Raw genomic sequence first — 17,339 nt, 5'->3', positions numbered from 1 at the left:
GCAGCCTTTCGGCCCACCCATGGTGCCTGTCCCCCGCCGGCCCAGGCGCCGGCGTCGTCCGCGGCGTCCGAAGGGTGCCTGGCGTGACACTGCCGGCCCTTTAAACGAGGAAGCCCCCACTCCCGGAAGGGAGCAGGGGCAACAGCTAAGCAGCAGGTGCTACTTGGCCTTCTCGAGGATTTCCACGAGCCGCCAGTTCTTGGTGGCGGACAGCGGACGGGTCTCGGCGATGACAACGAGGTCGCCGATACCGGCGGTGTTCTCTTCGTCGTGTGCCTTGACCTTGGAGGTACGGCGGATAACCTTGCCGTACAGGGCGTGCTTTACGCGGTCCTCAACCTCAACAACGATGGTCTTTTCCATCTTGTCGGAGACCACGTAGCCGCGACGCGTCTTGCGGTAACCGCGCTCCCCAGCCTTGGCGGCGGTAGCAGTTTCCGTCACGTTCTCGTCCTTTTCACTCACTTGGCATCCTCCTCGGTCTCAACCGTTTCAGCCTTTTCGGCCTTCTTGGTTGCAGCCTTCTTGGACTTCTTTTCTTCCTTGGCTTCCACAACCGGTGCGGCAACCTCGGCACGAATGCCCAGCTCGCGTTCGCGGAGAACGGTGTAGATGCGGGCAATGTCCTTCTTTACTGCACGCAGGCGACCGTGGTTCTCCAGCTGTCCGGTGGCGGACTGGAAGCGCAGGTTGAACAGCTCTTCCTTGGCCTTGCGGAGTTCTTCAACGAGACGCTCGTTGTCGAAACCGTCCAGCTGTGCGGGAGCCAGATCCTTGGATCCTACTGCCATTTCTACTCACCACCTTCGCGACGCACAATGCGTGCCTTCAACGGCAGCTTGTGGATTGCCAGGCGCAGGGCCTCGCGAGCTACCTCTTCATTGACACCGGAGAGTTCGAACAGAACCCGGCCCGGCTTGACGTTGGCGACCCACCATTCCGGCGAACCCTTACCGGAACCCATGCGGGTTTCGGCAGGCTTCTTGGTCAGGGGACGGTCCGGGTAGATGTTGATCCAGACCTTACCGCCACGCTTGATGTGGCGGGTCATCGCGATACGGGCAGATTCGATCTGGCGGTTGGTGACGTATGCCGGGCTCAGAGCCTGGATACCCCACTCACCGAACGAGACCTCGGTGCCGCCCGTTGCAGCGCCGGAACGACCCGGGTGGTGCTGCTTACGGTGCTTGACTCGACGTGGGATAAGCATTTAAGCCTGTCCTCCTTCTGCTGCTGCAGGTGCAGCTTCAGCTGCCGGAGCTTCAGCAGCAGGAGCTGCGTCAGCGGCCGGGCGGTCGTTGCGACGGCGGCGGTCACCGCGGTCGGCGCCACCCGGACGGCCGGGACGGTCGCCACGGTTGCCGCGGGACGGTGCCGAGGCAGCCTGGGCGGCCAGTTCCTTGGCAGTGACGTCGCCCTTGTAGATCCAGACCTTCACACCAATGCGGCCGAAGGTGGTCTTGGCTTCGTAGAAGCCGTAGTCGATGTTCGCGCGGAGGGTGTGCAGGGGCACACGGCCTTCGCGGTAGAACTCCGAGCGGGACATTTCAGCGCCACCGAGGCGGCCCGAGCAGGCGATACGGATGCCCTTGGCACCTGCACGCTGTGCGGACTGCATGGCCTTCTTCATCGCACGGCGGAATGCCACGCGGGAAGTCAGCTGCTCTGCAACGCCCTGGGCCACAAGCTGGGCTTCCATCTCGGGGTTCTTGACCTCGAGGATGTTCAGCTGGACCTGCTTGCCGGTGAGCTTCTCGAGCTCGCCGCGGATGCGGTCTGCTTCTGCTCCACGGCGGCCGATGACGATGCCGGGACGGGCCGTGTGGATATCCACGCGGACACGGTCACGGGTGCGCTCGATCTCGACCTTGGCGATACCGGCGCGCTCCATGCCCGTGGACATGAGCTGGCGGATGCGGATGTCTTCGCGAACGAAGTCCTTGTACCGCTGGCCGGCCTTGGTGCTGTCAGCGAACCAGTGCGATACGTGATCGGTGGTGATGCCGAGTCGGAACCCGTGCGGGTTTACTTTCTGTCCCACTTAGCGAGCCTCCTCTTTCTCCGGGGTAGCGACTACCACGGTGATGTGGCTGGTGCGCTTCTTGATCTGAAATGCACGACCCTGGGCACGCGGCTGGAACCGCTTCATGGTCGGGCCTTCATCAACAAACGCTTCGCTGATGATGAGGTCACCTTCGTCAAACGCCACGCCGTCGCGGTCCGCGAGGACCCGGGCGTTGGAGATTGCCGACTGAACTACCTTGAATACCGGCTCCGAAGCTGCCTGGGGGGCAAACTTCAGAATTGCCAGAGCCTCATTCGCTTGCAATCCACGAACAAGGTTGACGACGCGCCGGGCCTTCATAGGCGTTACGCGGATGTGGCGCGCAATTGCCTTGGCTTCCATTGCTTTCCTTCTCTCGTCTTTGACGTAAACGCAGGCGCCTAGCGGCGCTTGCCCTTACGGTCGTCCTTGACATGGCCGCGGAATGTCCGCGTGGGAGCGAATTCGCCGAGCTTGTGCCCGACCATCGACTCAGTGACAAACACCGGGATGTGCTTGCGTCCGTCGTGTACGGCGATCGTGTGCCCGAGCATGTCGGGGATGATCATCGAACGGCGGGACCAGGTCTTGATGACGTTCTTGGTGCCCTTTTCGTTTTCCCTGGCGACCTTCACAAAGAGGTGCTGGTCAACGAAAGGACCTTTTTTCAGGCTGCGTGGCATGTGTCCAGGCTCCTATCGCTTGTTCTTGCCAGTACGACGGCGACGCACAATAAGCTTGTCGCTCTCTTTGTTCGGGCGGCGGGTGCGGCCTTCACGCTTACCGTTCGGGTTGACGGGGTTACGTCCACCGGACGTCTTACCCTCACCACCACCGTGCGGGTGGTCAACCGGGTTCATGGCGACACCACGGACGGTCGGGCGGACGCCCTTCCACCGCATACGGCCGGCCTTGCCCCAGTTGATGTTCGACTGCTCGGCGTTGCCGACCTCGCCGACGGTTGCGCGGCAGCGCACGTCAACGTTGCGGATTTCGCCGGAAGGCAGGCGCAGCTGGGCGAAACGGCCTTCCTTGGCAACGAGCTGGATGGATGCACCGGCGGAGCGGCCCATCTTGGCGCCGCCGCCCGGGCGCAGTTCAACTGCGTGGATGACGGTACCCACCGGGATGTTGAGCAGGGGCAGGTTGTTACCGGGCTTGATGTCTGCACCGGCACCTGCCTCCACAACGTCACCCTGGGAGAGCTTGTTGGGGGCGATGATGTAACGCTTGGTGCCATCAACGTAGTGCAGGAGGGCGATGCGAGCCGTGCGGTTCGGATCGTACTCGATTTCGGCAACGCGGGCGTTGACGCCGTCCTTGTCGTGGCGACGGAAGTCGATCAGACGGTACTGGCGCTTGTGTCCACCACCCTTGTGGCGGGTGGTGATCTTACCGGTGTTGTTACGGCCGCCCTTCTTGGGCAGCGGACGTACCAACGACTTTTCCGGCGTCGACCGCGTGATTTCGATAAAGTCCGCTACGCTCGAGCCACGACGGCCCGGGGTAGTCGGCTTGTACTTACGGATTCCCATAATTTATTTCCTCGTTAAAGTGGTCTCCGCTACGCGAGCGGACCGCCGAAGATGTCGATGGTGCCTTCTTTGAGGGTGACAATCGCACGCTTGGTGTTCTTGCGGGTACCCCATCCGAATTTGGTGCGCTTGCGCTTACCGGCACGGTTGATGGTGTTGATCGATTCGACCTTGACGGAGAAGATCTTCTCCACGGCCAGCTTGATCTCGGTCTTGTTCGAACGGGGGTCCACCAGGAAGGTGTACTTGCCCTCGTCGATCAGGCCGTAGCTCTTTTCCGACACGACGGGTGCAAGCACGACGTCGCGGGGATCCTTGATGGTGGCTGCACTCACTTGGCATCCTCCTCGTTCTTAGCTGCCTTGGCGGCTACGAATGCTTCGTAGGCTGCCTTGGTGAAGACAACGTCATCGGAGACGAGAACGTCGTAGGTGTTCAGCTGGTCTGCGTACAGAACGTGAACGCCGGCGAGGTTGCGCACGGACAGTGCGGCAACGTCGTTGTCGCGCTCGATGACGACCAGCAGGTTCTTGCGGTCGGAAACACCGCGGAGCGTTGCCAGTGCGGTCTTGGCGGAAGGCTTGGTGCCTTCAACCAGTTCAGCGACAACGTGGATGCGTCCGTTGCGGGCCCGGTCGGAGAGTGCGCCGCGCAGTGCAGCAGCAATCATCTTCTTGGGGGTCCGCTGGCTGTAGTCACGCGGGGTGGGACCGTGGACAACGCCACCGCCGGTCATGTGGGGAGCACGGATGGAACCCTGACGGGCGCGGCCGGTGCCCTTCTGCTTGAACGGCTTGCGTCCTGCACCGGAAACTTCAGCGCGGGTCTTGGTCTTGTGGGTTCCCTGGCGGGCAGCAGCGAGCTGGGCAACGACAACCTGGTGCAGCAGCGGCACGTTGGTCTGAACGTCGAAGATCTCTGCAGGCAGGTCAACCTGGACAGTGTTAGCCATTGAACTAGGCTCCCTTCACGGCGGTACGTACGAGGACGACCTGGCCGCGGGCACCGGGAACGGCACCCTTGATCAGGAGCAGCGACTTCTCGACGTCAACCGCGTGAACGGTGAGGTTCAGCGTGGTGTGACGAACGGCGCCCATGCGGCCGGCCATTTTCATGCCCTTGAAGACGCGGCTCGGGGTGGATGCGCCACCGATTGAACCGGGCTTACGGTGGTTCTTGTGGGCACCGTGGGAAGCTCCAACGCCGTGGAAGCCGTGACGCTTCATAACACCGGCGAAGCCCTTACCCTTGGTGGTGCCGATGACGTCGATCTTCTGGCCGGCTTCGAAGACCTCTACGGAGAGCTCCTGGCCCAGCTCGTACTCGGCAGCATCTGCGGTACGGAGTTCGACGACGTGGCGGCGAGGCGTGACGCCTGCCTTTTCAAAGTGACCAGCCAGCGGCTTGGTGACCTTGCGGGGATCGATCTGGCCGTAGCCGATCTGGACGGCGACGTAGCCATCGGCCTCAGCGTTGCGCAGCTGGGTGATGACGTTCGAATCTGCCTGGACCACAGTGACGGGGATGAGCTTGTTGTTCTCGTCCCAGACCTGGGTCATGCCGAGCTTCGTGCCCAGCAGGCCCTTTACGTTACGGGTTGCGGTCATAGTTTCTCAGCACCTCCCTACAGCTTGATTTCGATGTTCACGTCAGCCGGCAGGTCGAGACGCATGAGCGAGTCGACGGCCTTCGGCGTGGGATCGATGATGTCGATAAGACGCTTGTGCGTGCGCATTTCAAAGTGCTCGCGGCTGTCCTTGTACTTGTGCGGAGAGCGGATCACGCAGTACACGTTCTTCTCCGTCGGCAGCGGCACGGGGCCGACTACCGTTGCGCCTGCGCGCGTGACCGTCTCAACGATCTTCCGTGCTGAAACGTCAATGACCTCGTGGTCGTATGACTTCAGCCGGATGCGGATTTTTTGTCCCGCCATGTCGCCTGACTCTCTTTCAGTCTGTGCTTCCCCGGTTTAGGGCTGCCCTGTTCACTTACCTGTTGTATGGCTGCCGAAGCATTTGAGGTCGTAACCACCATCCGCCGCACAAACTGAATCCGGATAAATCCGGGTTCCTCACCTTGCCGGCGTAACCGACCCCCGCGGTCGGGCGTGTCGCGCTGGGCGCGCATATGAATCCGCAGTTCCATGGGGGTGGGTTATGTTTGGTCTTCAGCTTGGACCCTGCACCCGGCATTATCCGGATCGGGACGCGAAGAAGCGCTTGAACAACTCATCTAGTATGCCGGAAAACCCTGCCAGATGCGAATCGCCGCTTTTCAGCCCCATGAACTGCCATTGCCGTGGACCGGAAGCCACTGGATGATAGGGGCATGACCATGGAAGGCACGGAATCGGTGACCGAACTGGCCGGGCGGGTGCCGCCGTCGTTCACCCTGGGTGTTGCGGCTGCGGCGTTCCAGATCGAAGGCTCCCTCAAGGCGGATGGCCGGGGACCCTCCGGGTGGGACGCCTTCGCCGAAAAGCCCGGGGCAATCCTGGACGGCCACTCCCCCGCCGTCGCCTGCGACCACTACAACAGGTTGCCCGAAGATGTGGCGCTGCTCAAGGAGCTCGGCGTTGGCTCGTACCGCTTCTCGCTCTCCTGGCCCCGCATCCAGCCCGACGGCCAGGGCAGCTTCAACGCCCAGGGACTGGATTTCTACGACCGGCTGATCGACGAACTCCTCGAGGCCGGCATCTCCCCCATGGCCACTCTCTACCACTGGGACACTCCTTTGCCGCTCGAGCACAGGGGCGGCTGGCTGAACCGGGACACGGCGCATCGCTTCGCCGAGTACGCCAGGGCGGCCGGCGAGCGGTTCGGGGACCGGGTGCCGCAGTGGGTCACCCTCAATGAGCCCGTATCGGTAACCCTGAACGGCTATGCCTTAGGGGTGCATGCACCTGGACGCCGCCTGATGTTCGATGCCTTGCCCGCCATCCACAACCAGCTCCTGGCGCACGGGTTGGGGGTCCAGGCGCTGCGGGCCGCCGGAGTTGTTGGCGGCATCGGCCTGACGAACCTGCACTCACCGGTCAGGCCAGCGTCCCGGAAGATCGGCGACCGGATGGTCGCCCACCTGTACGACCTGCTGATGAACCGGCTGTATGCCGACCCCGTCCTGCTGGGCCGCTACCCGTCCCTGCCGTTGTATGCCAGGCCGTGGTTGCGTTCCATCGGCAGGATCTCCGACGCAGACCTGAAGACCATCCACCAGCCGCTGGATTTCTATGGGCTCAACTACTATTTCCCGGTCAAGGTGGCGCTGGGGCCCGGCATTACGCCCCTGCCGGCGGACATGCACCAGGAACTGGCGAAGCTTCCCTTCCACGAAGTGGGGTATCCGGAGTACGGCAGCACCGGTTTCGGCTGGCCGGTGGCACCACACCACTTGGGGATCCTGCTGCAGGAAATGCGGGACCGTTACGGTGACGCCCTGCCGCCGGTGTACATCACCGAGGGCGGGGCCAGCTTCCCCGAGCCCGACCGCGTGTCCGAGACTTTGGACGACGCCGACCGGGTGGACTACTTGGCGACGCACCTGGGAACTGCGCTGGAGGCCACGGCGCCCGGCGGTATTGCGGAGGGCGTGAACCTGCGCGGCTACTACGTGTGGACCCTGATGGACAACTTCGAGTGGGCAGCCGGCTACTCGCAGCGCTTCGGCCTGGTTCATGTGGACTTTGAGACCCTTGAACGGACCCCCAAGAAGTCCTTCTACTGGTACCAGGCCCTCTCGCGGGCCCGGGCACGCCGGGACAGCTAGCGCAGGGCTGCCGGCGCCGGCTCAGCTATGTCCGGACACCGTGAGGACGATCAGGACACAGTTCAGTCCGACGATCAGCGCGGCACTGGTCCAACCGGCAAGCCGCAGCGGCTTGGAATCCACATGGATGCCCATCACTTCGCGGCTGCCGGTGAGCCGGATCAGGGGGATCAGCGCGAATGGAATCCCGAAGCTGAGGAGCACCTGGCTCAAGACGAGGGCAAGCGTCGGCTCTATCCCGGCACCCAGGACCACCAGCGCAGGGATCAAGGTGATGATCCGCCGGACCAGGAGGGGCACCCTCACCTTCAGGAGGCCGCCCATGATCGTGGCTCCGGCGTAGCAGCCAACCGAGGTGGAGGCCAGGCCGGAGGCAAGGAGGCCTACGGCAAAGACGACGCCGATCACCGGCCCGAGTGCCGACGTCACAGCAGCATGCGCCCCGGCAATGGTATCGGTTCCTTCCACCCCCCGGAGGCTGGTGGCGGCCAGCAGCAGCATGGCGATATTGACGATTCCGGCAAGAAGCAGGGCACCGGCGACGTCAACGCGCGTTGCCCGGATGAGCCTGGACCGGACCCCGGGATCAGGCGAGAAGCCATGGCGGTCCCGCGCCAGGGCCGAGTGCAGGTAGATCGCGTGCGGCATGACCGTTGCCCCGAGCATGCTGGCGGCCAGCAGAACCGTGTCTGTCCCCTCGAACCGCGGGACAAGGCCGGCCAGCGCACCGCCCGCGTCAGGCGGGCTGACGAACAGGCCCGAGACGAACCCCACCGCTATCACGCCCAGGAGCGTCAGGATGGCGATCTCGAAGGACTTCTGGCTGCGGTGCGATTGAAGGGCCAGCAACAGCATGGAGGCAACACCAATGATGAATCCACCGGCCAGCAGGGGCACTCCGAAAAGGAGGTTCAGCGCCACAGCGCCACCGATCACTTCGGCCATGTCCGTAGCCCCGGCCACAAGCTCTGCCTGGGCCCAGTAGGCGCGGCGGCGCCGGGTACCCAGGCGCTTGCCCAGGATTTCCGGCAGGCTCATGCCGGTGGCGAGACCAAGCTTCGCGGATTGGTACTGGATCAGCACCGCCATGGCGTTGGCGGCCACGAGCACCCACACCAGCAGGTACCCAAAGTTGGCCCCGGCCGTCAGGTTTGCGGCCACATTGCCCGGGTCCACGTACGCGATGGCCGCCACAAAGGCGGGTCCGAGCAGCAGGAGCCGGGACCAGGCCTTGGGGCCTACAGGTCCGGCCGTCAGTGTGGGAGCAGCCATTACGTGTCCTCATCGTTGCGGGCATCTACAAGACGAGGATAGCGCGAATTTAGGTATACCGAAAAGAAGGACTACGGTGTACCAGCGAATCTGCTCAGCACGGTGTTACTGGTTCTTGTTGGACCTGTTGATCCGTTTGGCGCGATCGATCTCGTGCCGGAAATACCTTTTGGCCCAATACGCCCCGGCGACGACGACAACCGCGATGATCAGGAAAATAAGCCACCCCATGATGGACTCCTTTCAGTGCTGAAACAGTATCAGGGCGCGTTCCCGGCCTTGTCCTCACCAGCGTTGCCACGGTTGAGGCGCCAGACCGCAAAAGCAATAAGGCCGACGGCCACCACGGTCAGGAGCGCAAACGTGTACTGCCGCATTGCCCAAAGGACGCAGACGGCAATCCCCGCGGCGCCCCACCTGACAAAGAGCCTGTCACCAAGGACCAGCCCGGCGACCAGAAGCACGGCGAGCCAGACCAGTACCCACAACTGCTGTGAGGCTTCACCCCCGAACACCGTGCCCGCCCCTGACAGGCTGAGCAGCGCCGCGGCGGCACACACATAGCGCCGGCCGATGGTGCGACTGTTCGCCAGGTATCGCAGGCCAGCCAGCACGGAGGCCAGCAGCATGTACCACTGCGCCACCCAGAAGGGGTCCGCGTGGGAATCGGCTGGCCACGGCAGGAGTCCTTGGACCGCGCTGAACTCGAACAGGGCGGCCCGCTGGACAGCAGCCACGATCGCGAATGCCGCCAGCTCCGCTGCAGGCCGGCGCATGCGGGGTGTCGCTTCGGCGACACCAACAGCGGCGGCGGCAACGAGGACGCCCACACCGGTCCAGGAAGTTCCATCACGGTAGAGGCCCGCAAGCGCTGCCAGGAGAAGGCCGGCAAAAGCGCCGCCGGCCAAGGACCAGCGCCGGAACGGATCATCCGTTAGGGCCCTGGACCGTGCCCGGCGCACGGCGTAGAGCCCCGCTGCCGCCACGCCTGGCCCTGCCAGCCATGGCAGGTACTGTGCCCACTCCCCCGGGCCATTGCCCTCGGATTCTCCCAGCCAGGCGGCCGCCAGCATGAAGGCTCCGCCGAGCACGGCGGCCGCAGCCGGCGGATAAAGGAGCGGCCTCGCTTCCACATGGGACGCCGTCAGCAGGACCGTCGCAACGGCAAGCACGGAAGCGCCCGGAACCCAGTGGGAAGCCTGGGGCGACACAGCCAACGCCGCAGCGGTGAACGTTCCTGCTGCGGCGAGCCACAGGCGGCGCTCCGGGCCCGTAGAGACACTGCGGCGCTGCCACTCCGGACCGGCGGCGGCTGCCGCAAGGCCCAGGAGCAGAAGCACAACGGCTGTCCCGGTGAAGCTGAAGGCAGCCACGTCCCCGAAAGCAACCACCGGGCTGAGGGACAATACGCCGAAGAGCAGCCCGTAAACGCCGAAGTACAGCGCACCCCGGGCAACGAACAGCCTGCGGGCCACGGCGGCCGACACCACCAGCAGCCCGAGCTCTAGAAGCAACACCCAACGGCCCGCGCCGTCCACCCCGGTTCCACCGCCCGGCAGCGGAGCACCAAGGGTCGGGCCAAGCCGCAACGCCCCGTGCTGCACGGCGTACACCAAGGGCAGCAGAGCCTGGCCTGCAAGGGTGATCCACACGGCGGCCTGCTGGAAGGGCACGGCAGCGAGCCGGAAACGCATCAACCAGCGAATGACATGCTGGGCAGCAAGGACGAGCGCAAACGTCACGGAAACAGCGGTGGGTGACGCCGTCACGTCGTCGCTGAGCACCAAGGCAAGGACGGCAGTCAGGACGCGCGCGGCAACGAAGTACCACCCTTTGCTCCGAGGCCGGGGCACCGCTGCCACCATGACGCCGGCAAACACCGCGAAGACACCCAGCAGAACCTCCATTGCCCGGGCATTTCCGAGCGACAGGCCCGCGAGAACAATGAAGGACACAGGGGCAAAGACTCCAGCGGCCGGCTCCGTCCGCAAGACGTAGGCAGTCAGTGCGGCGGAAACTGCAGCTCCGGACACGCCAGCAAGGTGCTGCCAGCTCCCGGATGCCTGGAGCGCCAGGACGGCACAGGCGGCGAGCTGCAGCACGATGACACCGGCAGCATCGAAAACTACGCCCGACGGGGCCCGTCGCAGGATCTTCGCGCCCAACGGCAGGGACATCTGGGCAAAGAGGGCGGCGACGAGAACGGTGGCCGGATGCAGCGCCTCCCCTCCGACAACGAAGCTGCCGGTGCTGTGCTGCAACTGGGAGGACGCCGTCAACACCAAAACGGTCCCTGTCGCCCGGGCGACCCACCAATAAGCCCACCGGTGCCCCAGCGCCGGGAGCCTGGACGCAGAAGCCACCAGGTACGCCAGCAGCAGCAAGAGGACCACATTCCCGGCCCCCTCCGTCAGCCTGCCAAACGCGAACGCCGCAAGCATCGCGCCCACCACCGGCGCCAGTACCTCTCCGGCGCCGGGCCGCCAGTTGCGCCAGTCCGCAGGTTTGCCGGTCAACAAGAAGCCGGTCACGAGAGCAGCCGTGAGCAGGATCAGCGCTGACGCCCACACCAGCCCCTGGGACCCGAGGCCCGCGACTGACGAGAGGCTGGCGATGCTCCCGAGGCCGAGGAGCGTGAAGCCGACCAGGCTCATGCTGGGCGCCAGGGCCCTTATTCCGAAACGCTGCATCGCCGCAGAGAGAAGTTGCTGCACAGCCGCCGCGATCAGCAACGTGAACCACACGGCCCGGTTCTGCCCGGCGCCTTCGGTCAGGGCTGCTGCCAGCGCAGGAGCCAGCACCGTACAGGCCAGGCGCGCGTTGAGCACCATGCGGTGCCGCAGTGCCCCGTCCGCCACGTAGGCCCGGACTGCCCAAAAGACGCAGGCCAGGAACACCATCAGCGCAAACACGCCCTCACCGAGGTGATGGCTGACGAGGGCTGCCAGCAACAGTGCCGGGAGTGGCGCGATCTCCGCGCGGCCGCGAAGCCTGGCAGCCAGCGCGAAGCCTGTGGCAAGGCTCAGTAGGACTGGAAGCCACAGTGGCACCGGACTTGCAGATATCCTGGCCGGGAGGAAGAAGCCCGCGACGACGACGTCCAGCGCGTAGCCGGCCGTGGCCGCAAACTGGATGCCGAACGTGACGAACGCGTCACGCCGCCAGCGTGCCGTGCCCGCCTGCGGGCCGGCGTCGACCGTCCGTTGGTGCCCGCCGGACCCGCTTGCTGCCCGCGTGATCCAGCCTTCAAGGTGTCCGCCCATGAATGCCACTGCCACTGCCTGGGCGCCGACCACAACGGCAAGGGTGAACAGGGCGACCGTCCCGCGTCCTGACACGTGCCAGATCCCCACCGTGGCCGCGATTGTCAGAGCCACCCTCGCGGCCCTGAAATACGCCACCCGCAGACCAGCCGTCGTCACTGCAAACACGGCGAAGTATGCCCCGCAGGCGCCGACGACCAGCGCATACTCGGCCTTGGTCAATCCCGGGCCACCGGGCAGGAACGGCGATAGCGTGGCCGCAACCGCGACACTTGGCACCACATAGGGGTGCAGTGCGGCAAGCGGCCCGGCGAAAATAGGCGGCAGCCAAGACGGGCGCCGATGCGACAACAACGTGAAGGCCACGGCCACGCTGATCATGGCCGCGAAATACCAAACGAGTGCTCCTCCGAGGACAGCAACCCCCGACCACGCCGTCGACACCACAAACGTCAACGAGAGGTAGGTCAGGACTTTACTGTCCAGCCTGATGGCGGCCGCCACATAGGCAGCGGTCCCCAGCAGGGACGTCAGCAACCAGGTTGCCGGCCCGTTGTGCCAGGCAAAGTTGTACAGTGCCAGGCCCGAAACCGGCACCAGCGCCAGCCCGGTGCCGGTGAAGGCAACGGCGGCCGGCCTCAACCGGGCGATCTTTGCATGCAGCCCGAAGCCCAGACAGTAGAAAGTTGCGGTGACGGCTCCAACACCGGCGAAGCGCAGCATCGGGGGCAAACTGCTCCCGACGAAGAGTGCCGCAGCCGCCACCAGGAGCATGCTTGCGACGTAGAGCGTGATGTTGATGTTCTGCCGGTCCCGGCGTTCCCGGCGCGCCTGGCGCTCGGCCGGCGTGACGGCACGCGGCACGGCACGGGCACCCGATGGGACTGGCGCGGGGGGCCGCGGCGGTACCGCCCGTCCGGGGCCGGAGACGATTCCCAACCGGTCGGCGTCGGCCTGCCGGGTCAGTGCGGAGGATGCCGGCGCGGGCTGCCCGAAAGCGGCTGCCGCAGCGAGCGTCCCGGCAACTGGCGGAAGCACAGGAGGAGCCGCGGCCACAGAGACGCGCGCCGGGTTCACTTCCTGCGCCGCGGGTTGGTCCGCACTGGCCGGACGCCGCATTTGGTCTACTTGAGCCATGGCGTCCAGCCACCCCTGCAGATGACCGGCGCGGTACCCTGCGGCATACGACTCGTCCCTCATGTCGGGCCTTCTTCCATAAGACAACGATCCCCATTTATTTATCCAACGAATGGATAAATGGTAGCAAAAGAAAACCCCGCTGCACTGGGCAGCGGGGTTTCCTGTGGATTACCGAATCAAGGATTCGGATGGTCCGTGATCAGCAGAAACTACTTGATGATCTTGGTAACACGTCCCGAACCAACGGTGCGGCCGCCTTCACGGATTGCGAAGCCGAGGCCCTCTTCCATTGCGATGGGCTGGATGAGCGCAACGGTCATCTCAGTGTTGTCGCCGGGCATAACCATTTCCGTGCCCTCGGGCAGGGTGATAACGCCGGTTACGTCCGTGGTGCGGAAGTAGAACTGCGGGCGGTAGTTGGAGTAGAACGGGTTGTGACGTCCGCCTTCGTCCTTGGAGAGGATGTAGACGTTGGCTTCGAAGTCGGTGTGCGGGGTGATGGAACCCGGCTTGACGACAACCTGGCCACGCTCGACATCGTCGCGCTTCAGACCGCGGAGCAGGAGGCCACAGTTCTCGCCGGCCCATGCTTCGTCGAGCTGCTTGTGGAACATCTCGATACCGGTAACCGTGGTCTTCTGGACCGGGCGGATGCCGACGATCTCGACCTCGGAGTTGATGGCGAGGGTTCCACGCTCGGCGCGGCCCGTAACAACGGTGCCACGACCGGTGATGGTGAAGACGTCTTCGATCGGCATCAGGAACGGCTTGTCGCGGTCACGTACGGGGTCCGGAACGGACTCGTCGACTGCAGCCATCAGGTCCTCAACGGACTTGACCCACTCGGGGTCGCCTTCCAGGGCCTTCAGGCCGGAGACGCGGACAACCGGAGCGTTGTCGCCATCGAAGCCCTGCGAGCTCAGGAGCTCGCGAACTTCCATTTCGACGAGGTCGAGGAGCTCTTCGTCGTCAACCATGTCGGCCTTGTTCAGCGCGACCAGCAGGTAGGGAACACCAACCTGGCGGGCCAGCAGAACGTGCTCGCGGGTCTGAGCCATCGGGCCGTCGGTAGCGGCAACCACGAGGATTGCGCCGTCCATCTGGGCAGCACCGGTGATCATGTTCTTGATGTAGTCAGCGTGGCCGGGGGCGTCAACGTGTGCGTAGTGACGCTTCTCGGTCTGGTACTCCACGTGGGAGATGTTGATGGTAATACCGCGCTGACGCTCTTCGGGTGCAGAGTCGATCGACGCGAAGTCACGCTTCTCGTTGAGAGTCGGGTACTTGTCGTACAGCACCTTGGAAATGGCGGCCGTCAGCGTCGTCTTACCGTGGTCAACGTGACCAATGGTGCCGATGTTGACGTGCGGCTTAGTCCGCTCGAACTTTGCCTTTGCCACAGGTTCCTCCTAGAACGTTTTCAAATGACATACCCTCCTGCCGCTCTTGTCGCGGCAGAAACTCAGGTAAGTCTACTTGGGGGGCTTTGGATTGGTGAAATTGCAGATTCAGGAACTAATACTAGTCCCTAGAGCCTGTTCGTGCAGATGGCCGGGAACCGGCTTGACCGGACGAATCCGACCGTGCCCCGGCCACCTGCACCGGCTGTGCTTTCCGTAACCGGCAAGCGCACCCGAGTTTTTCGCTGCGAAAAGTCCGAAGGACTACTCGCCGCGGGTCTTCTGGATGATCTCGTCGGCAACTGCCTTCGGGACCTCGGCGTAGCTGTTGAACGTCATGGAGTACACAGCACGGCCCTGGGTCTTCGAGCGCAGGTCACCGATGTAGCCGAACATGCCGGACAGCGGAACGTGCGCACGGATGACCTTGACGCCCTGTGCATCTTCCATGGACTGCATCTGGCCACGGCGGGAGTTGAGGTCACCGATAACTTCACCCATGTATTCCTCAGGGGTGCGGACCTCGACATCCATCAGCGGTTCAAGCAGAACCGGGTTCGCCTTGCGCGCAGCTTCCTTGAAAGCCATGCGGCCGGCGATCTTGAACGCCATTTCCGAAGAGTCAACATCGTGGTACGCGCCGTCAATCAGCGTGGCCTTGATGCCGACAACCGGGTAGCCGGCCAGGACGCCGTCGTTCAGCGCATCCTGGATGCCCGCGTCAACGGACGGGATGTACTCGCGGGGAACGCGGCCACCGGTGACCTTGTTCTCAAACTCGTACAGCTCGCCCTCGGCGGTGTCCAGCGGCTCGATCGCGATCTGGATCTTTGCGAACTGGCCCGAACCACCGGTCTGCTTCTTGTGCGTGTAGTCGTGGCGTTCGACGGCGCGCTTGATGGTTTCGCGGTAAGCAACCTGGGGCTTGCCCACGTTGGCTTCGACCTTGAATTCGCGGCGCATGCGGTCCACCAGGATGTCCAGGTGGAGCTCGCCCATGCCGGCGATGATGGTCTGGCCGGTGTCTTCGTTGAGGGACACCTGGAAGGTGGGGTCCTCAGCGGAGAGCTTCTGGATGGCCGTGGAGAGCTTCTCCTGGTCACCCTTGGTGTTCGGCTCGATGGCAACCGAGATCACGGGCTCCGGGAAGCTCATGGACTCGAGCACGATCTGGTTGTTGGCATCGCACAGGGTGTCGCCCGTGGTGGTGTCCTTCAGACCGATGGCTGCATAGATGTGGCCGGCGGTAGCACCCTCGACGGGCATTTCCTTGTTGGCGTGCATCTGGAACAGCTTGCCGATGCGCTCCTTCTTGCCCTTGGTGGAGTTGACCACCTGGGCGCCTGCTTCCACGTGACCGGAGTACACGCGGATGAAGGTGAGCTGGCCGAAGAAGGGGTGGGCCGCAATCTTGAAGGCCAGAGCCGAGAAGGGCTCTTCCGAGGAAGGCTTGCGGGTCAGTTCCTTCTCTTCGTCGCGAGGATCGTGGCCGACCATCGGGGGGACGTCGAGCGGGTTCGGCAGGTAGTCCACCACGGCATCGAGCATCGGCTGGACGCCGCGGTTCTTGAAGGCGGAGCCACAGAAGATCGGGTACAGCTCGGAGTTGATGGTCATCTTGCGGATGCCGGCCTTGAGCTCGTCGATCGAGATCTCTTCGCCCTCGAGGTACTTCTCCATGAGTTCCTCAGAGGACTCGGCGACCGTCTCAACGAGGTTCGCGCGGTACTCTTCAGCCTTTTCCTGCAGGTCGGCAGGGATCTCGCGGATTTCGTACTTGGCACCCATGGTCACGTCGCCCTTGGCGTCGCCCGGCCAAACCAGGGCACGCATGTAAAGCAGGTCGACGACGCCGATGAAGTCGTTCTCGGCACCGATGGGCAGCTGCATGACCAGCGGCTTGGCACCGAGGCGGCTGATGATGGTGTCTACGGTGAAGTAGAAGTCAGCACCGAGCTTGTCCATCTTGTTGACGAAGCAAATACGCGGAACGTTGTACTTGTCAGCCTGGCGCCAAACGGTTTCCGACTGCGGCTCAACGCCTTCCTTGCCATCGAAGACGGCAACTGCACCGTCGAGGACGCGCAGGGAGCGCTCAACCTCAACCGTGAAGTCAACGTGGCCGGGGGTGTCGATGATGTTGATCTGGTTGTTCTCCCAGAAGCAGGTCACGGCGGCAGACGTGATGGTGATGCCGCGTTCCTTTTCCTGTTCCATCCAGTCAGTGGTCGAAGCGCCGTCGTGCGTTTCGCCGATCTTGTGGTTCACACCCGTGTAGAACAGGATGCGCTCGGTTGTGGTGGTCTTGCCGGCATCAATGTGGGCCATGATGCCGATGTTGCGGACCTTACTAAGGTCGGTAAGCACGTCCTGTGCCACGGGGTCTCCTTTTGGGATGGACTACACGTTCGCCGCCGGCTCTGTTGAGCCGGCGGCGGCCGGGGAGTATTACCAGCGGTAGTGTGCGAAGGCCTTGTTGGACTCGGCCATCTTGTGGGTGTCTTCGCGACGCTTCACAGCGGCACCGAGACCGTTGGACGCATCCAGGATTTCGTTCTGGAGGCGCTCGGTCATCGTCTTTTCACGGCGGGCCTTGGAGTAGCCAACCAGCCAGCGCAGGGCGAGTGCGGTGGAGCGGCCCGGCTTGACCTCAACCGGGACCTGGTAGGTGGCGCCACCGACGCGGCGGGAGCGAACTTCAAGCGAAGGCTTGACGTTGTCCATGGCCTTCTTCAGCGCTGCGACGGGGTCGCCACCGGACTTGGCGCGTGCGCCTTCGAGGGCACCGTAGACGATGCGCTCTGCAGTGGACTTCTTGCCGTCAACAAGCACCTTGTTGATGAGCTGGGTTACCAGCGGGGAGCCGTAAACCGGATCCGAAACGAGCGGCCGCTTGGGGGCCGGACCCTTGCGAGGCATA

The 17,339-nt window shown here is 63.9% G+C and carries 18 protein-coding genes; 1 reads left to right on the top strand and 17 read right to left on the bottom strand.

Features of this window, described 5'->3' with window-relative positions; genetic code table 11:
• Positions 1–159: 159 nt before the first annotated feature.
• Genes rpsQ through rpsJ form a run of 11 tightly spaced genes read right to left on the bottom strand, consistent with a single transcriptional unit; the run spans position 160 to position 5,512 of the window.
• Positions 160–465, bottom strand: a complete 306-nt coding sequence (gene rpsQ, locus AC4EEO_RS04960; RefSeq protein WP_018760451.1) for a 30S ribosomal protein S17 — start codon at positions 463–465, stop codon at positions 160–162.
• On the bottom strand, positions 462–791 hold the full coding sequence (rpmC, locus tag AC4EEO_RS04955; RefSeq protein ID WP_018760452.1) for a 50S ribosomal protein L29: 330 nt from the start codon (positions 789–791) through the stop codon (positions 462–464). Before rpmC ends, rpsQ begins: the two co-directional genes overlap by 4 nt.
• A 2-nt stretch (positions 792–793) precedes the next feature.
• Positions 794–1,210, bottom strand: a complete 417-nt coding sequence (gene rplP, locus AC4EEO_RS04950; RefSeq protein WP_015937848.1) for a 50S ribosomal protein L16 — start codon at positions 1,208–1,210, stop codon at positions 794–796.
• Positions 1,211–2,041, bottom strand: a complete 831-nt coding sequence (gene rpsC / locus AC4EEO_RS04945; protein ID WP_018760453.1) for a 30S ribosomal protein S3 — start codon at positions 2,039–2,041, stop codon at positions 1,211–1,213.
• Entirely contained in the window at positions 2,042–2,407 is a 366-nt protein-coding gene (rplV, locus tag AC4EEO_RS04940) for a 50S ribosomal protein L22 (protein ID WP_009358304.1), read from the bottom strand.
• A gap of 38 nt (positions 2,408–2,445) precedes the next feature.
• A complete protein-coding gene (gene rpsS / locus AC4EEO_RS04935) occupies positions 2,446–2,727 on the bottom strand; it encodes a 30S ribosomal protein S19 (protein WP_003803803.1) in 282 nt (93 codons plus the stop codon).
• Between the two features lie 12 nt (positions 2,728–2,739).
• The gene (gene rplB, locus AC4EEO_RS04930) at positions 2,740–3,579 is read right to left on the bottom strand and encodes a 50S ribosomal protein L2 (RefSeq protein WP_026264302.1); all 840 of its coding nucleotides are present in this window, start codon (positions 3,577–3,579) and stop codon (positions 2,740–2,742) included.
• A 29-nt stretch (positions 3,580–3,608) separates the two neighbouring features.
• Complete coding sequence (rplW, locus tag AC4EEO_RS04925) at positions 3,609–3,914, bottom strand: 50S ribosomal protein L23 (protein ID WP_011692807.1); 306 nt, start codon at positions 3,912–3,914, stop codon at positions 3,609–3,611.
• Positions 3,911–4,531, bottom strand: coding sequence for a 50S ribosomal protein L4 (rplD, locus tag AC4EEO_RS04920; RefSeq protein ID WP_018760455.1), 621 nt, complete (start codon positions 4,529–4,531; stop codon positions 3,911–3,913). Before rplD ends, rplW begins: the two co-directional genes overlap by 4 nt.
• Before the next feature lie 4 nt (positions 4,532–4,535).
• Complete coding sequence (gene rplC, locus AC4EEO_RS04915) at positions 4,536–5,186, bottom strand: 50S ribosomal protein L3 (RefSeq protein ID WP_013601833.1); 651 nt, start codon at positions 5,184–5,186, stop codon at positions 4,536–4,538.
• 17 nt (positions 5,187–5,203) lie between these two features.
• Positions 5,204–5,512, bottom strand: a complete 309-nt coding sequence (gene rpsJ, locus AC4EEO_RS04910; protein WP_003803825.1) for a 30S ribosomal protein S10 — start codon at positions 5,510–5,512, stop codon at positions 5,204–5,206.
• 395 nt (positions 5,513–5,907) lie between these two features.
• Here rpsJ and AC4EEO_RS04905 point away from each other — a divergent pair, with 395 nt between their 5' ends.
• Entirely contained in the window at positions 5,908–7,344 is a 1,437-nt protein-coding gene (locus AC4EEO_RS04905; protein WP_491340019.1) for a GH1 family beta-glucosidase, read from the top strand.
• Between the two features lie 21 nt (positions 7,345–7,365).
• Here the strand turns inward: AC4EEO_RS04905 and AC4EEO_RS04900 are convergent, their stop codons facing one another.
• The 6 genes from AC4EEO_RS04900 to rpsG all read right to left on the bottom strand — a co-directional run bounded on the left by AC4EEO_RS04900 (position 7,366) and on the right by rpsG (position 17,338).
• The gene (locus AC4EEO_RS04900; protein ID WP_109044355.1) at positions 7,366–8,616 is read right to left on the bottom strand and encodes an Nramp family divalent metal transporter; all 1,251 of its coding nucleotides are present in this window, start codon (positions 8,614–8,616) and stop codon (positions 7,366–7,368) included.
• 105 nt (positions 8,617–8,721) lie between these two features.
• Complete coding sequence (locus tag AC4EEO_RS04895; protein ID WP_255414757.1) at positions 8,722–8,847, bottom strand: hypothetical protein; 126 nt, start codon at positions 8,845–8,847, stop codon at positions 8,722–8,724.
• A gap of 29 nt (positions 8,848–8,876) precedes the next feature.
• Complete coding sequence (locus tag AC4EEO_RS04890; RefSeq protein ID WP_491340018.1) at positions 8,877–13,079, bottom strand: hypothetical protein; 4,203 nt, start codon at positions 13,077–13,079, stop codon at positions 8,877–8,879.
• A gap of 149 nt (positions 13,080–13,228) precedes the next feature.
• The gene (gene tuf, locus AC4EEO_RS04885; protein WP_018760460.1) at positions 13,229–14,419 is read right to left on the bottom strand and encodes an elongation factor Tu; all 1,191 of its coding nucleotides are present in this window, start codon (positions 14,417–14,419) and stop codon (positions 13,229–13,231) included.
• Positions 14,420–14,683: 264 nt separating this feature from the next.
• Positions 14,684–16,798, bottom strand: coding sequence for an elongation factor G (gene fusA / locus AC4EEO_RS04880; RefSeq protein WP_018760461.1), 2,115 nt, complete (start codon positions 16,796–16,798; stop codon positions 14,684–14,686).
• A gap of 69 nt (positions 16,799–16,867) precedes the next feature.
• Complete coding sequence (gene rpsG / locus AC4EEO_RS04875; protein WP_003803829.1) at positions 16,868–17,338, bottom strand: 30S ribosomal protein S7; 471 nt, start codon at positions 17,336–17,338, stop codon at positions 16,868–16,870.
• Position 17,339 lies beyond the last annotated feature (1 nt).

The organism is Pseudarthrobacter sp. MOO13, from assembly GCF_058267655.1.
Note: the sequence above shows the minus strand (reverse complement) of the source record. Positions and strands in the feature narration are given on the sequence as shown.

Bases quoted from the DNA above. Each gene is read 5' to 3' on its own strand.
- rplV (WP_009358304.1), bottom strand. From the start codon at position 2,407: ATGGAAGCCAAGGCAATTGCGCGCCACATCCGCGTAACGCCTATGAAG.
- rplB (WP_026264302.1), bottom strand. From the start codon at position 3,579: ATGGGAATCCGTAAGTACAAGCCGACTACCCCGGGCCGTCGTGGCTCG.
- rplD (WP_018760455.1), bottom strand. From the start codon at position 4,531: ATGGCTAACACTGTCCAGGTTGACCTGCCTGCAGAGATCTTCGACGTT.
- rpsG (WP_003803829.1), bottom strand. From the start codon at position 17,338: ATGCCTCGCAAGGGTCCGGCCCCCAAGCGGCCGCTCGTTTCGGATCCG.
- rpsS (WP_003803803.1), bottom strand. From the start codon at position 2,727: ATGCCACGCAGCCTGAAAAAAGGTCCTTTCGTTGACCAGCACCTCTTT.
- AC4EEO_RS04905 (WP_491340019.1), top strand. From the start codon at position 5,908: ATGACCATGGAAGGCACGGAATCGGTGACCGAACTGGCCGGGCGGGTG.
- AC4EEO_RS04900 (WP_109044355.1), bottom strand. From the start codon at position 8,616: ATGGCTGCTCCCACACTGACGGCCGGACCTGTAGGCCCCAAGGCCTGG.
- AC4EEO_RS04890 (WP_491340018.1), bottom strand. From the start codon at position 13,079: ATGAGGGACGAGTCGTATGCCGCAGGGTACCGCGCCGGTCATCTGCAG.
- rplP (WP_015937848.1), bottom strand. From the start codon at position 1,210: ATGCTTATCCCACGTCGAGTCAAGCACCGTAAGCAGCACCACCCGGGT.
- rplC (WP_013601833.1), bottom strand. From the start codon at position 5,186: ATGACCGCAACCCGTAACGTAAAGGGCCTGCTGGGCACGAAGCTCGGC.
- rpsJ (WP_003803825.1), bottom strand. From the start codon at position 5,512: ATGGCGGGACAAAAAATCCGCATCCGGCTGAAGTCATACGACCACGAG.
- rpmC (WP_018760452.1), bottom strand. From the start codon at position 791: ATGGCAGTAGGATCCAAGGATCTGGCTCCCGCACAGCTGGACGGTTTC.
- AC4EEO_RS04895 (WP_255414757.1), bottom strand. From the start codon at position 8,847: ATGGGGTGGCTTATTTTCCTGATCATCGCGGTTGTCGTCGTCGCCGGG.